Annotated in this window: 11 protein-coding genes; 3 read left to right on the top strand and 8 right to left on the bottom strand. The window is 34.2% G+C overall.

What is annotated here, in order from left to right; genetic code table 11:
- Positions 1 to 19 precede the first annotated feature (19 nt).
- Positions 20 to 1,408, bottom strand: a complete 1,389-nt coding sequence (gene lpdA, locus WH188_RS18420; RefSeq protein WP_132772342.1) for a dihydrolipoyl dehydrogenase — start codon at positions 1,406 to 1,408, stop codon at positions 20 to 22.
- Positions 1,409 to 1,661: 253 nt separating this feature from the next.
- Here lpdA (WH188_RS18420) and WH188_RS18415 point away from each other — a divergent pair, with 253 nt between their 5' ends.
- Positions 1,662 to 1,955, top strand: a complete 294-nt coding sequence (locus WH188_RS18415; RefSeq protein ID WP_232789346.1) for a DUF3817 domain-containing protein — start codon at positions 1,662 to 1,664, stop codon at positions 1,953 to 1,955.
- An 18-nt stretch (positions 1,956 to 1,973) separates the two neighbouring features.
- Here WH188_RS18415 and WH188_RS18410 read toward each other — a convergent pair whose 3' ends face one another.
- The 7 genes from WH188_RS18410 to WH188_RS18380 all read right to left on the bottom strand — a co-directional run bounded on the left by WH188_RS18410 (position 1,974) and on the right by WH188_RS18380 (position 11,165).
- Positions 1,974 to 2,378 (bottom strand): acyl-CoA thioesterase, encoded by a 405-nt coding sequence (locus WH188_RS18410; protein WP_021188803.1) that lies wholly within the window; start codon positions 2,376 to 2,378, stop codon positions 1,974 to 1,976.
- Between the two features lie 66 nt (positions 2,379 to 2,444).
- Positions 2,445 to 3,851 (bottom strand): dihydrolipoyl dehydrogenase, encoded by a 1,407-nt coding sequence (gene lpdA / locus WH188_RS18405; RefSeq protein WP_021188804.1) that lies wholly within the window; start codon positions 3,849 to 3,851, stop codon positions 2,445 to 2,447.
- Between the two features lie 162 nt (positions 3,852 to 4,013).
- Positions 4,014 to 4,550, bottom strand: coding sequence for a plastocyanin/azurin family copper-binding protein (locus WH188_RS18400; RefSeq protein ID WP_021188805.1), 537 nt, complete (start codon positions 4,548 to 4,550; stop codon positions 4,014 to 4,016).
- A gap of 43 nt (positions 4,551 to 4,593) precedes the next feature.
- Positions 4,594 to 6,198 carry a response regulator gene (locus WH188_RS18395; RefSeq protein ID WP_132772340.1) on the bottom strand — a complete coding sequence of 535 codons (1,605 nt, stop codon included), beginning with the start codon at positions 6,196 to 6,198 and terminating at the stop codon, positions 4,594 to 4,596.
- Positions 6,198 to 6,773, bottom strand: a complete 576-nt coding sequence (locus WH188_RS18390; RefSeq protein WP_021188807.1) for a chemotaxis protein CheB — start codon at positions 6,771 to 6,773, stop codon at positions 6,198 to 6,200. The genes WH188_RS18395 and WH188_RS18390 overlap by 1 nt, the downstream gene beginning before the upstream one ends.
- A 129-nt stretch (positions 6,774 to 6,902) precedes the next feature.
- Positions 6,903 to 7,712 carry a CheR family methyltransferase gene (locus WH188_RS18385; protein ID WP_132772339.1) on the bottom strand — a complete coding sequence of 270 codons (810 nt, stop codon included), beginning with the start codon at positions 7,710 to 7,712 and terminating at the stop codon, positions 6,903 to 6,905.
- 12 nt (positions 7,713 to 7,724) lie between these two features.
- Positions 7,725 to 11,165, bottom strand: coding sequence for a hybrid sensor histidine kinase/response regulator (locus WH188_RS18380; protein WP_168128238.1), 3,441 nt, complete (start codon positions 11,163 to 11,165; stop codon positions 7,725 to 7,727).
- Positions 11,166 to 11,529: 364 nt separating this feature from the next.
- Between WH188_RS18380 and floA the strand changes: the two genes are divergently transcribed.
- Together floA and WH188_RS18370 are read left to right on the top strand one after the other, a co-directional pair.
- On the top strand, positions 11,530 to 12,519 hold the full coding sequence (gene floA / locus WH188_RS18375) for a flotillin-like protein FloA (protein ID WP_021188810.1): 990 nt from the start codon (positions 11,530 to 11,532) through the stop codon (positions 12,517 to 12,519).
- A 143-nt stretch (positions 12,520 to 12,662) separates the two neighbouring features.
- Entirely contained in the window at positions 12,663 to 13,964 is a 1,302-nt protein-coding gene (locus WH188_RS18370) for a DUF3472 domain-containing protein (RefSeq protein ID WP_168128237.1), read from the top strand.
- The last annotated feature ends 358 nt before the right edge of the window (positions 13,965 to 14,322 follow it).

The following is a 14,322-nucleotide window of genomic DNA, read 5'->3' as shown; positions in this document are numbered from 1 at the left end:
TTTATGTTGTCCGTTACCGTTATAAGTGTATCACTTCATCGTAAGCATCGGCACAAGCTTCCATAATAGCTTCACTCATAGTTGGGTGAGGATGGATCGCTTTAATCATTTCATGACCAGTTGTTTCTAATTTTCTTGCTACAACAATTTCAGCAATCAATTCCGTAACATTTGCACCGATCATATGAGCTCCTAAGAATTCACCGTATTTTGCATCAAAGATAACTTTTACAAAACCATCTTTTGCTCCGGAAGCAGATGCTTTACCTGAAGCAGAAAAAGGAAATTTACCTACTTTAACTTCGTAACCAGCTTCTTTTGCCGCTTTCTCAGTATAACCTACTGAAGCAATTTCAGGAGAACAATAGGTACATCCAGGGATGTTGTTATAGTCAATTGGTTCTACATGAAGACCTTTAATCGCTTCTATACATAAAATTCCTTCTGCTGAAGCAACGTGTGCAAGAGCTTGTCCTTTTACGATATCACCGATAGCATAAACGCCGTCGATATTTGTTTTATAATAATCGTCAACCACAACACGGCCACGGTCTGTTTTTACACCAACTTCTTCAAGACCTAGGTTTTCGATATTTGGCATGATACCTACTGCTGATAATACAACTTCAGCCTCGATAACTTCCATGCCTTTAGCAGACTTGATATTTACTTTACTTAAAGTACCTGAAGTATCAACAGATTGTACTTCAGATGAAGTTAAAATGTTAATGCCTTGTTTCTTTAAGCTTTTTTCTAATTGTTTTGATATTTCTTCATCTTCAACAGGAACGATTCTGTCCATGAATTCTACTACTGTTACTTTCGTACCAATTGCATTGTAGAAATATGCAAATTCGATTCCAATAGCTCCAGATCCAACAATCACAAGTGATTTTGGTTGTTTTGGTAATACTAATGCTTGTCTGTAACCGATGATCTTTTTACCGTCTTGTGGTAAATTTGGTAATTCACGTGATCTTGCACCAGTAGCTAAAATAGTATGTTTCGCGGTGTATTCTTTTGATGAACCATCTGCAGCTTTAACATCGATCTTACCACCGGTTTTAATTTTTGCAGTACCATTAATGACGTCAATCTTATTCTTTTTCATTAAGAATTGAATACCCTTGCTCATTCCATCTGCTACGCCACGACTTCTTTTTACAATAGCATCAAAGTCAGGCTCACCACCTTGTACATTAATACCATATTCAGCAGCATGATTTAAATATTCAAAAACTTGTGCACTTTTTAATAGAGCTTTCGTCGGGATACAGCCCCAATTTAGACAAATACCTCCTAAAGATTCGCGCTCGATGATAGCAGTTTTGAAACCTAATTGTGAGGCTCTAATGGCAGCAACATATCCACCAGGACCACTACCAATTACAATGATGTCGTAATTCATAAAATAATTATTGTGTAGTTGAATGCTCAATCTATTTCTGAATTTCTTGAGATTCAGAATAGCAAAGCTTATTCAAAAGTACGCATTTTTTCTGAATGTTATAAAATTGAGCGACATTATATTGGCAGATTTTAATAAGCGCACGTCATTTTAAAGATTAATATGTCAAAGGAAGGTCAAAGCATTCAGAAAAAATATCCATCTCACTAAATAATTCTATTTTTGGGATTACTTATTTTTAAATCAAGTTTTTATGCTCCGTATTTTTAGACAAATAGCACTTTGGGAAGCTGTTTCAACCATTTGTTTGTTTTTCTTTGCTATGCCGATGAAATATTTTTTTGAAACGCCCGAAGCGGTGAGAATTGCAGGCTCGATTCATGGCTTTTTTGTCGTCATATTTGTCATCATGTTGATCATGTGCACAGTAGAATATAAATGGAACTGGAAAAGACCATTGACTTATTTTGTCTTATCTCTAATTCCTATTGTAGGTTTCTGGGTAGAATTGGATGTGAAGAAGATTATTAATGGACAAAAGAAATAGAAAATAAAAAAGGATGATTTATTCATCCTTTTTTATTTTATCAATACCTACATAAGCATAAGTAATTTCGGTGCGTCCGTGCGGTGTTGGTGTGCCTTCTTTATTAAGGTTGACAAAAACTAATTTGTCGATGGATAGAATTGTTTTTCTCGTAATTTTGTTGCGAACCTCACATCTCATCGTGATGGATGTTGTACCAAAATTAGTTGCTTCTATTCCTAATTCTATAATATCACCTTGTTGAGCCGAACTGACGAAATTGATTTCAGAAATATACTTCGTTACTACATGTGAATTTGCCAATTGCACAATTGCATAGATAACGGCCTCTTCATCAATCCATCTCAATAGGGTCCCCCCAAATAGTGAACCGTTAGGGTTTAAGTCTTCTGGTTTTACCCATTTTCTTGTATAGAAATTCATGTTTTATTTTGGGCTTGGTTTGTTGAAAAAGAAAGGGGAAAATTTTATTTTCCCCTTTTTAGTATTTTAAGCGTGAATTGCTCTATTCGAAGTTGCGGCTAACGCAGCTTCTTTTATTGCTTCCGTATATGTCGGGTGTGCATGGCAAATGCGACCGATATCTTCTGCTGATGCGCGATATTCCATCGCTACGACTGCTTCTGCAATCATATCAGCAGCTCTTGGTCCAATCATATGTACGCCAATAACTTCATCAGTTTCAGCATCAGCTAATATTTTTACAAAACCATCCGTATCCATCGAAGCTTTGGCACGACCAGAAGCTTTGAATGAGAATGAACCCGTCTTGTATTTAACACCAGCTTCTTTTAATTGCTCTTCTGTTTTACCTACAGAGGCAACTTCAGGCCATGTGTAAACAACACCAGGAATTAAATTATAATCGATATGTGGTTTTTGACCAACAATGCTTTCTGCTACGAAGATACCTTCATCTTCTGCTTTGTGCGCTAGCATAGCACCTTTGACAACGTCTCCAATTGCGTATACACCTGGAACGATTGTTTCTAAATGATCGTTCACTGTGATTTTTTTACCTCTTTCTTCAACAGTGATGCCGATATTTTCTAAACCTAAATTATCCGTATAAGCAGTACGTCCTACAGCTACGATACAGTAATCACCTTCTAATGAGATGATTTCACCTTTAGGGTTTTCAGCCGTCACAGTTACAGTTTTACCTTTTGAAGTTGCTCCTGTTACTTTGTGGCCAGTATAGAACTCCATACCAACTGATTTTTTCAAAACGCGTTGTAATTCTTTACCTAAACCACCATCCATAGTTCCGATGATTGATTTTGCAAATTCTACAACAGATACTTTAGAACCAAGACGAGCGTAAACAGAACCCAACTCAAGGCCAATAACACCACCACCGATTACGATTAAGTGTTTAGGAATTTCTGTTAAATTTAAAGCTTCTGTCGAAGTAATAATTCTTTTTTTATCAACAGGTAAGAATGGTAAATAAGTAGGTTTCGAACCTGTAGCAATAATTACATTTTTACCTGTAATTTGCTCAGAAGTACCATCATCTTTTGTGATTTTAATGGTGTTCTTATCTACAAATGAACCAATTCCTTGGAAACTTTCAACTTTGTTCTTTTTGAATAGGTATGTGATACCTGCAGTATTTTGATTGATAACATCGTCTTTACGAGCAATCATCTTCTTAATATCAACTTTTAAATTGCTTAAGCTAATACCATGTGCTTCGAAAGAATGTGCAGCATTGTGGTAATGCTCAGATGAATCTAATAAAGCCTTTGAAGGAATACAACCTACATTTAAACAAGTTCCTCCAAAAGTGTTATACTTCTCAATTACAGCAGTTTTTAACCCTAATTGTGCACAACGGATTGCTGCTACATATCCGCCTGGTCCACTTCCAATTACTATTACGTCGTATTGCATCTATTACGTTTTAAATGTTTGAGCAAATTTAGTCATAATTAACATTATAGGAAATCTATTTTGTTAAAAACGTGTATAAATTTGAAATAGTAGTCTCGTTATAATGTCATAAAAAAAGGCATCCCTATTTAAGGAATGCCTCATTGAAATATTTCTGAATGATTATTCTGCAACAATCTTTCCTTGCATTACACCGTAATGTCCTGGAAAGCTACAGATGAAATCATAAGTTCCTTTTTCTAACGTGAAGGTGATTTTATCTGTTTCACCTGGACCTAATAATTTTGTATGTGCAATTACAGAAGAAAGTGCTGATTTAGGTACATATTCATCTGCTTGAGCACCAGCTGCTTCAGCGCCAAAAGTCGCTAGGTCAGTTCCTGGTTTTAAAATGACAACATTATGCCCCATAGATTCTTTAGGCATAGTACCAGCATTCTTAAAATTTAACTCAACGCTCTCTCCAGCTTTTACGCGGAATAGGTTTTTATCATATTTCATTGCATCATTACCTTCTAAAGCTAATGTATTAGAAAGCTCTACATTCTCAATTCCAGGGATTTTTTCTGTTTCTGTTTCAGCAACCTCTGGAGTTGTTTGTTCAGTTGTTGAACTGGTTTCTTTTTTCGTTGAATCGCCACCGCAAGAAGCAAAGGCTACTGCTAAGGCAATAACTGGTAAAACAAATAATTTTTTCATTATGTTAATTATATTTTTACTAAAAATAAGGAAAATATTGCTTTTAATTGTATTTTTTGCGTAACATTTTTTCTATCATTTCATGTAGGTGGTTTGGATCGAAAGGTTTTCCAATCACATTGTTCGCTCCAGCATCAAGAGCTTCCTGTTGTTCTGCCTCAAGCACAGATGCGGATATCGATATGATGAGAATATTCGAAATTGCTGGATTATCATGCTGTCTGATTCTACGGATAGTCTCAAAACCGCTCATAATAGGCATATGTGAATCCATGAAAATAATGTCAAAATCTTCACTTTCTACCTTTTCAAGTGCGGCTTTACCATTATTCGCAGTTTTAATTTCACAGTTCCAAGTTCTGAGGATATTAGCAAGCATGAAACTATTCAATTCATTGTCTTCTGCCACTAGAATTTTTAAATTATCGAAACTTTTGAGTTCTGAGTATAGTATTTTTTCAGGTTTAGACTTTGTGACTGCATTTGTTCTGTCAAACCAGCAGTCAAATGTAAATTTACTCCCTTTTCCATAAGTACTAACAGCAGTAACTTTTCCTCCTAACAATATGGAGAGTTTTTTCACAATTGCTAAACCAAGACCTGTTCCTCCAAATTTTTTCGTGATTCCATCCTCACCCTGTTCGAATGCAAAAAAGATTTTCTCCAAAGAATGTTCCGGTATACCTATTCCAGTGTCGGTAACTTGAAATTGTAGGTGAAGTTTTGAAACATTGCTATCAATTAAATTGATATTTAAAGTGATACTGCCTTCTGCAGTAAATTTGAAACTATTTGATATGAAATTGGTGAGAATTTGTTTTAATCGCAATGGATCTGCTAAGAAAAAACTATCTATTTTTTCATCGATATAAATAGAAAAATTTAGACCTTGATGAATCGCTTTATGTACAAATAGATTTTTGAGGTCGTCTGTTATATCATGTACGGAGGTGGGTTCAATTTCTAGTTTCATCATTCCGGAATCAAATTTGGAAAGATCTAAAATATCATTTACGATATTAAGTAAATTGAGCGATGCACTATTTAACTTATTGACCCAATCTTGTTGTTCAAGTGAAAGCGGTGAGTTTTTTAACATTTGAGCGATCCCCATCACACCATTGATTGGTGTTCTAATTTCATGACTCATATTTGCTAGAAAAGTTTCTTTGGATTTTCGGGCTAATTCTGCCTCTTCCTTTGCTCGTATAAGTTCTTCTTTGGAGTTCTCTAAAGCCTGATTTTTTTCTTTAATCTCGTTTTGAGTTTGCACCTGCTGAATAAAGGATTTTACTTTAGCAATGGTGATTTCAGGACTTAGCGGTTTATAAAGGTAGTCGACAGCCCCACTGTTCAATCCTTGAATGAGATATTTTTCCTCTTTAGATATAGCCGTAACCATGATGGCAATAATGTGGCTGGTTTTCGGATTATGCTTGATAAGCTCCACAAATTCGAACCCATTAATGTCTGGCATTTGTACATCAACCAATGCAATATCAATGTTTTGTTTATAGCAGATACGAAGTGCTTCATTAGGATCTTGACTACTGATAATATTGATACCTACAATATCATTTAATAATGCTGTAAGGCTAATGAGATTTTCAATTTTATCATCAACTATTAATAAGTTTATATTCTTCATTATACTAGTCCATTTAAATGATCAATGTACTTTACAATTTCTTCTGTTGTATAAATATGATGTTGAGCATGTAAATCGATAGCGGCTTGAGGCATTGTAGGAACTTCTGCAGAATCTGGATGTTGTACTATACATATTCCGCCCCTATTTTTAATTGCTAATAAGCCTTTTGCACCATCTTGATTCGCTCCCGAAAACAAAATTGCGATACAGTTCTCTTTATAAACTTCGGATGCTGATTCAAATGTGACATCAATCGAAGGCCTTGAAAATTGGACGGGTTCTGAATTATCTAATGCAAGTTTGAAATCAGGTTCTATCAATAAATGGTAACCAGGGGGCGCAAAATAAACCTTTCCTCCTTGAATCTGTTCTTTATCTTCAGCCGATTTAATTTGTAGGGCATAGTTTTTTTTTAAAACTTGCTCAAAATTAGATTCAAATTTTGGGTTACGATGAACGATTACAAGTATTGGAATCTGAAAGTTCTTCGGTATTGATTTTAATAGATTTAAAATCACACCAAAACCTCCGGCAGATCCTCCCAACAGTAATATTTTATTGCCCTTATTCATATACGGCTAATTTTTTTAATGCGTGTTCGTTTTAGTGTTATTATTAAGCTCGTTTATAGCGTTAATGAAATCTTTGTTATGTACTGGATCTCGCCCGCTTACGAAATAGCTTATTCCATATGATATTTCTTACGCTATTTTTTGATAGATATTGTTTTTTTTATCAATTAACTTGAATCGGTTTGCGTGCTTATAGTTGATTAGGGATTCTTTTGATCCTAAGCATAGAAATCCTAATTTGCACAAAGAATCATAAAAAAGATCAAGAACTTTTTCTTGTAATTTAAGATCAAAGTAGATTAATACATTTCTACATGTAATTAATTGAAATTCATTAAAAACACCATCAGAAATTAAATTGTGAATAGAAAATAGTATATTTTTTTTTAGATCATTCTGAATGGTGGCCGCATCATACATCGCGGTATAATACTCGGATAAAGAATGTTCAGTTTTTGTTTTAATATAATTTTCGGAATACTCCTTAAGCTTTGTTAAGGTGTAAATACCTTTTTTTGCTTTTTCTATAACCTGCGAATTAATATCAGTACCATATATAAACGATCTGTTGAGTAAATTAGCTTCTTTTAGTAAGATAGCTAGGGAATAAACTTCTTCGCCTGTAGAACAGCCAGCACTCCATATTTTTATATGTGGATAAGTTTCCAGATAGGGGAACAGTTTTGTGGTTACAGATGAATAAAAGTCGGGGTCCCGAAACATCTCTGTAACATTTACCGTCATTTCTGGGATGAAATAATGTATAAAACCTTCCTGATTGATCAGATTTGATTTAAGACCAACGACATCCAGTTTATTAATATCCATGATGCGGGTAACTCGTCTTTTTAAAGATGCTTTTGAATATCCAGAGATATCTAATCCATGGAAATTTTTTATGATTTCTATAACGTCGTCTAATTCGGAATAGTCTAACATATCTAATTCTATTTAACTAACCCAAACACGGATCAATGAAATTAATTTGTCAATATCAATAGGCTTACTGACATAGTCATTGGCACCCGCTTCGATAGCTTTTTCTTTATCACCTTTCATCGCTTTTGCTGTTATGGCAATGATGGGTAACTCCTGATACTTTTTATTTTTACGGATATTGGCAATGGCTTCATATCCATCCATAACGGGCATCATAATATCCATTAATACCAGATCAATGTTATTTTCTAAATTGAGAATATCAAGCGCTTCCTGACCATTATTGGCAATTTCAACATGAATATTTAAACTTTCAAATGCACTTGTTAACGCAAAGATATTTCGCATATCATCATCTGCTAATAAAATTGTTTTGTTTTCTAATGTTTTTTCAAGTTGAAAATCATTTGCTTTATCAATTATCCTCGATTTATTTTCTGTTTTCTGGTCAATTTTATTCAGGAAAAGGCGTACTTCGTCTACTAATCTGTCGTTTGACTTGGCAGATTTTAAAACCATAGCTTGTGAGTGTTTTAAAATTCTAGTAGTCTGTTCAGAGGTCAATTCCATCGCCGTGTTGATGATGATAGGAGTTTCATTGTATGTCTCTAAGGATTTTATTTCGTCTAGTAATTCTAACCCTGATTTATCTGGAAGATTTAAATCTAAAATAATACAATCGTAATTATTCGCTTTATTCTTCAATAATTCAAGAGCTTTATTGGCATCATAGGCTTGATCTACGGTTAGTTTTTCATCTTTTAGCCCGTGCTTAATAAAATCGCTTTGTACTTTTTGGTCTTCAATAAGTAAAACTCTTTTCATAACATTTGAAAGCATGGATTGAATTTTTTCAAACGTGTTTTGAAGAGTTTTTTCAGAAACGGGCTTAGCCATAAATCCAATTGCTCCAGCATTGATTGGTTCATTGTCCAAATAGGTGCCCGCAGACATCATATGTACAGGTATTGAGGAGGTCTCCCGATTTGCTTTTAAAACTTTGAGTACATTCCAGCCATCAATTTTAGGAAGCATAATATCCAAAATAATCGCCTTTGGTCTTAGTGCCATTGCCTTTTCTAATCCTTCTTCTCCGTCATGGGCAAGTATGACACGGTAATGATATGCTTCGGCATAATCCTTTAGTATTTCTGCAAAAATCAAATCATCTTCAATGATCAACAAGGTATTCAGGTCATCCGGATTTCGAATTATATCTTTATTTTCTGGTAACAGTATTGAATCATCGGTTTCAGTGGACGGGATTATTTTTTCCGTATGTTCCTCATTAGATTTAAGTGTTTGAATGGTACCAGGTGCAGTACGTAGTGGCAATGTAAAGATAAAGGTGCTTCCTACTCCGATTTCACTCGATAATGTGATTCGACCACCTAGTAATTTTGCAGTTTCTCTACATATTGATAATCCTAAACCAGTTCCACCATATTTGCGGCTTGTAGAACCATCTTCTTGTCTAAAAGCTTCGAATATGAGTTTTTGTTTATCAGCAGCAATGCCAATTCCAGAATCGATAACTTTAAAAGTAAGTTCATCACCCTTATTTATATCAATATGAAGTGTTACATTTCCATTAGGATTGGTGAATTTGAAAGCATTTGATAGTAAGTTTTTCAAGATCTGCTGGATCCGATATTCATCCGAATAAAAATGAGTAGGCACATCGGGAGAAAGAGCTATCTTGAAATTTATTCCTTTGTCTTCCGCAGTATTCTTGAAGAAATTTAAGATATAATCGATGAGATCTTTGTTGTCAATGTTCTCTTGTGCCAGTTCCACTTTGCCCGATTCTATCTTAGCAAGATCAAGTAAGTCATTGATTAAATGAAGTAAATCAGTTCCTGCATTATGGATCACACTGGCATATTTGATTTGTTCACTAGTTAGATTGTCTAGTTTATTATCTTGTAATAATTTTGCTAATATTAAAATACTATTTAAAGGCGTACGCAATTCATGGCTCATGTTTGCCATGAATTCTGATTTGTAATTTGAGGCTGACTCGACCTCTTTGATTTTTAAAGCAATGTTATCTTTTGCTTTTTCTAATTCATTATTCTGCTCCTGTAGTAATTTAGCTTTTTCATCCAGTTCATTATTGGTTTGTACGAGCTCCTCTTGCTGTACTCTCAATTCCTCTTCGGATGCTTCTAGCAAATTCGTTTTATAACTTAATTCCTCATTCGTTGTTCTCAGTTCCTCTTGTTGGGCTTCTAATTCTTCCGTTTGTTGCTGTAATTCTTCATAGAGTTCCGCCATCTTTGAATGCGCCTGCGCAACTTTCAAACTAACAGCTAATATTTTGCTAACGCGGTGTAAATATTCAATATTTTCATTTTCATTCTTTTTGTCTTTTGGACATACTAATTCAATTATACCAATAGATTCTTCTTCATATACGATCGGAATAAGATAGAGATTAGTTTCAAATTGATCAATTAACGAAGACGCAATCTGATATTTGTTTGCATTTACATCGCGAATGATCGTTAATTTTTGATTATTAATCACATCACTGAGTATCCCATCTCCTTCTGAAATAAAAGTTTTAATAGGGACATCTAATGGGATTCCTTTATTTGCTAATAGGGAAAAAAGGGTGCTATTTTCTTTTTTGACATATACTGTACCAGCAAGAGAGGAAGTCGTTTTACAGATATTATCGAGTCCTATCGTTGCAATTTGTTTTTCATTAAAATCGCCTCGAAGGTTGTGGTCTAAAGTGTTGATGTTATTTAAAATGGAGTTGTCTTGTTCAACTTTAGAGGTTAATTTTAAAAGGGCTGTATTGGACTTCTTTTCATCAATTATACTCTTTTTTAATGTTTTAAAAACATTAAGAACAATGATGAATATATAGATCATGATTGCTAGACCCACAAAAACTAAAAAGTAAGTTAAATACCTGATATTTTCTAATCTATCTGTTGATTTTTTAATTAATTCTTTTCTTTTATCGATTAAGTCTTTGGAGATTATAGAAATCTGATTTTGAATATCAGCTCGTTTATTGTTTACATTTAGCGCTTTAAATTTGTTTTCCTTACTTAACGAGATGGCTCGCTCGAAGTCATAGAAATCTAAAATGGTATTTTTTAAATTATTTAGCTTGTTAGCATCAAATGTATAGTAGCTGTCCTTTTTGCTTAAGTTTTTTATAGTTTCAAGGACCACAGTTATTTCACCAGCAAAGGGTGCAAATACACTTGCATTTTTTTCTGTATAAAACTTAAGTTTTGCATCATTTACTCGGGCAACACTATTCTTGATATTATCGATAAGATCAAACTTTGCTTCTGCTTTTTGTATAAGGTCTTGTTCATGAGCCGTACTTTTATCCAATTGGATGAAAAATAATAACGATGCCGAAAGTATGATTAGAAATGAAAATATAATTCCAATGATGAGTTGTTGTTGAAAACGTAGCTTTTTCATCTTGATATAAGAGTAATATTTTTTGATAACACGTTAAAATAATACGCTAATTGACATTAGAGTAATAGCATAATAATTTTCTGATTTCTTTTGATTCCTTTTTTATCATTCAAATGCGTCAAAGAAAGCTGTTCTTTAGCGTGTTTCAATAATTTTTAAGGGAAAAGTGGCAAATTAGAAATCAATGCTAGTTCTAAGTAAAAGTAGTAAAAAAATGAGGAAGTACTCGTAGTTTTTGAGGTTAATATTTGGAAGTTGAGTTTGGTTGGATTTTACTTTATTTACTCTTTTTAAATTGTTTTGGCTCATGTTTGATCATTATTTGATATCTTTAAGACAATTACTATTTAATTAATCTAATCAAATGGATCCAAATTTTTCTTTCGCTTTAATGATTATAGGCTGTATTGTAGCCTTGTTTCTATTGCTTTATTTATTACCTGTAAATCTTTGGTTTACCGCACAGCTTTCTAATGTTAAAATTAGTTTATTGAACTTGGTTTTGATGCGATTACGTAAAGTACCACCTTCTTTGGTCACTAACGCAATGATAATCTCAACAAAAGCAGGACTAAACATCACATCTAATGAAATTGAAACCCATTATTTGGCGGGGGGAAATGTTAATAGAGTAATTAAAGCTTTAATATCCGCCGATAAGGCAAATATTCCTTTGAGTTTCAAGCTCGCTACAGCTATTGATTTGGCTGGTCGTGATGTATTTGATGCTGTGCAGTTATCAGTAAATCCTCAAGTTATTAATACACCTCCAGTGGCAGCTGTTGCTAAAGATGGAATTCAATTAATAGCGAAAGCAAGAGTAACTGTTCGCGCCAATATCAATCAATTAGTTGGTGGTGCCGGCGAAGAAACTATCTTAGCGCGCGTCGGTGAAGGTATCGTAACAACGATAGGCTCGTCGGAAAGTCATAAGCAGGTCTTAGAAAATCCAGATCGAATCTCTAAAACTGTTCTTTCAAAAGGACTTGATAGCGGTACGGCATTTGAAATATTATCTATTGATATTGCAGATATAGATATCGGTGAAAACGTAGGAGCAAAATTGCAGACAGATCAAGCTGAAGCTGATTTGAAAGTTGCTAATGCAAGAGCAGAAGAGCGGAGAGCAATGGCTGTTGCAAGTGAACAAGAGATGCGTGCCAAGGCACAGGAAGCAAGAGCGAAAGTTATTGAGGCCGAAGCACAGTTGCCATTAGCTATGGCGGAAGCTTTTAGAAATGGAAATTTGGGTGTAATGGATTATTATAAGATGCAAAATATACAGGCAGATACAGACATGCGAACTTCTATTTCCAAACCTGGACATGATACCAGAGGACAGCAGAAAGATTAAAAGCTGATGTAACAGATTTTTTATACGAATCAACAACCGATTGCAGTTAAAATGCAATCGGTTGTTTTTTTTTAAATATTTTGGACTGTTCTATATTCCTATTCCTATCATTATATTTAGTGCTATAATTAATTATTATAAACATGAAATCAATAAAAAAGTTATTATTTCTCTTCCTTTCTTTGAATCTGACGCTAGCTTACGCACAGTCTTTGACATCGGGAAAAGAGAATTTTGTCCCTATTGGAGGTAATAGTTGGGAGTATCCGAATAGCAATCATAGAGAATCTATTGTAAAGAATGGAAAGATTGAAAATTGGAAAGACAATAAACGGACAGTAAAAACATTTGTTCGCTTTGGTAAAACGGGTCAGGTAAATCTTTCCGTTCAGGTACTTGAAGCCAATGCTGGTGGGAAATTCACTTTTACATTCGCTGGTAAAAGCGTTGATGTAACAATAGAACCGAATCAAAAAGGACTGATCAATGTTGCTGATTTTAGTATTGCGGATACCGGATATCACGCAATTGAATTAAAAGCAAAAACTATAGCTTCATTGTATCCGACAATAGGTGGTTACGTTTTGAAAGGAACAGCTTCCGATGGTCAGATGAACTATGTTAAAGATAATGAAGATAATTTCTTCTACTGGGGTAGAAGAGGGCCGTCGACCCACATGGGATATCAGCAACCGAAAGATAAGAATATAGAATATTATTATAACGAAGTTACTGTTCCAAAGGGTAGTGATGTGGAAGGATCTTATTTTATGTCCAATGGTTTTAATGTAGGATATTTTGGTATGCAGGTAAATAGCAGTACAGAACGTCGTGTCTTATTCTCCGTATGGAGTCCTTTTACAACAGATGATCCTAAAGAAATTCCTGATGACCATAAGATAATTTTGAAAACAAAAGGTCAAACTGTTCATACCGGCGAATTCGGAAACGAAGGCTCTGGTGGACAAAGCTATTTGAAATTTAATTGGAAAGCCGGAAGTACTTATAAATTCTTATTGCGAGGTAGACCTATTGCAAATAATTATACTGCTTATACTGCTTGGTTTTATGCGCCTGAAATAGGTAAATGGCAAATTATAGCCGAATTTGAACGTCCTCAGACGAATCAATATTTAACAGGCTTTCATTCTTTCCTAGAAAATTTTAACCCTGATCAAGGTATTTATCAACGGGAGGTACAGTTTTCAAATCAATGGGTAGCCGATGACAAAGGAGACTGGTATGAATGTACTGAAGGTAGATTTACCATTGATAATACTGGCCGTAAAGGTTACCGTATGGACTATGCTGGTGGCGTAAATGAGAAAGGGTTTTATTTAAAGAATTTTGGGTTCTTTAATAAGTATGTTCCGTTTGGTAGTAAATTTATTAGAAAAGCAACAGGAGTGAAGCCTAATATTGATTTCAAATCACTTCCAAGATAATAACGTTTTTTTAAGGAATTATAGCTGTAAATAGTTTATTTGCAGCTATTTTTTTGTCTTGCTAGTTGTTTAAAAAACAAAACCCTGGTGATGGGCACCAGGGTTTGTTACTAACCAATTATAAACCTAAATTATGAAAAGACATTTTTAATAATCACTGTTTTTAAGTAGTGATTTGATACAGCAAAATTAATGATAAACATTTGATATTATGTTATGTGAATGTCATTTCAAATATTTCTTGATGTCATTCATCATTATTCCCCTGCAATAGATAACCTTAATTATCTCCTACAAAGATACATCAAAAAACCTATTTATTCCAAATGTTTTTGAATTAAAGTTGTCTCCACAATAT

The sequence above is a fragment of the Sphingobacterium sp. MYb388 genome, assembly GCF_037479535.1.
Taxonomy (GTDB): domain Bacteria; phylum Bacteroidota; class Bacteroidia; order Sphingobacteriales; family Sphingobacteriaceae; genus Sphingobacterium; species Sphingobacterium anhuiense.
Note: the sequence above shows the minus strand (reverse complement) of the source record. Positions and strands in the feature narration are given on the sequence as shown.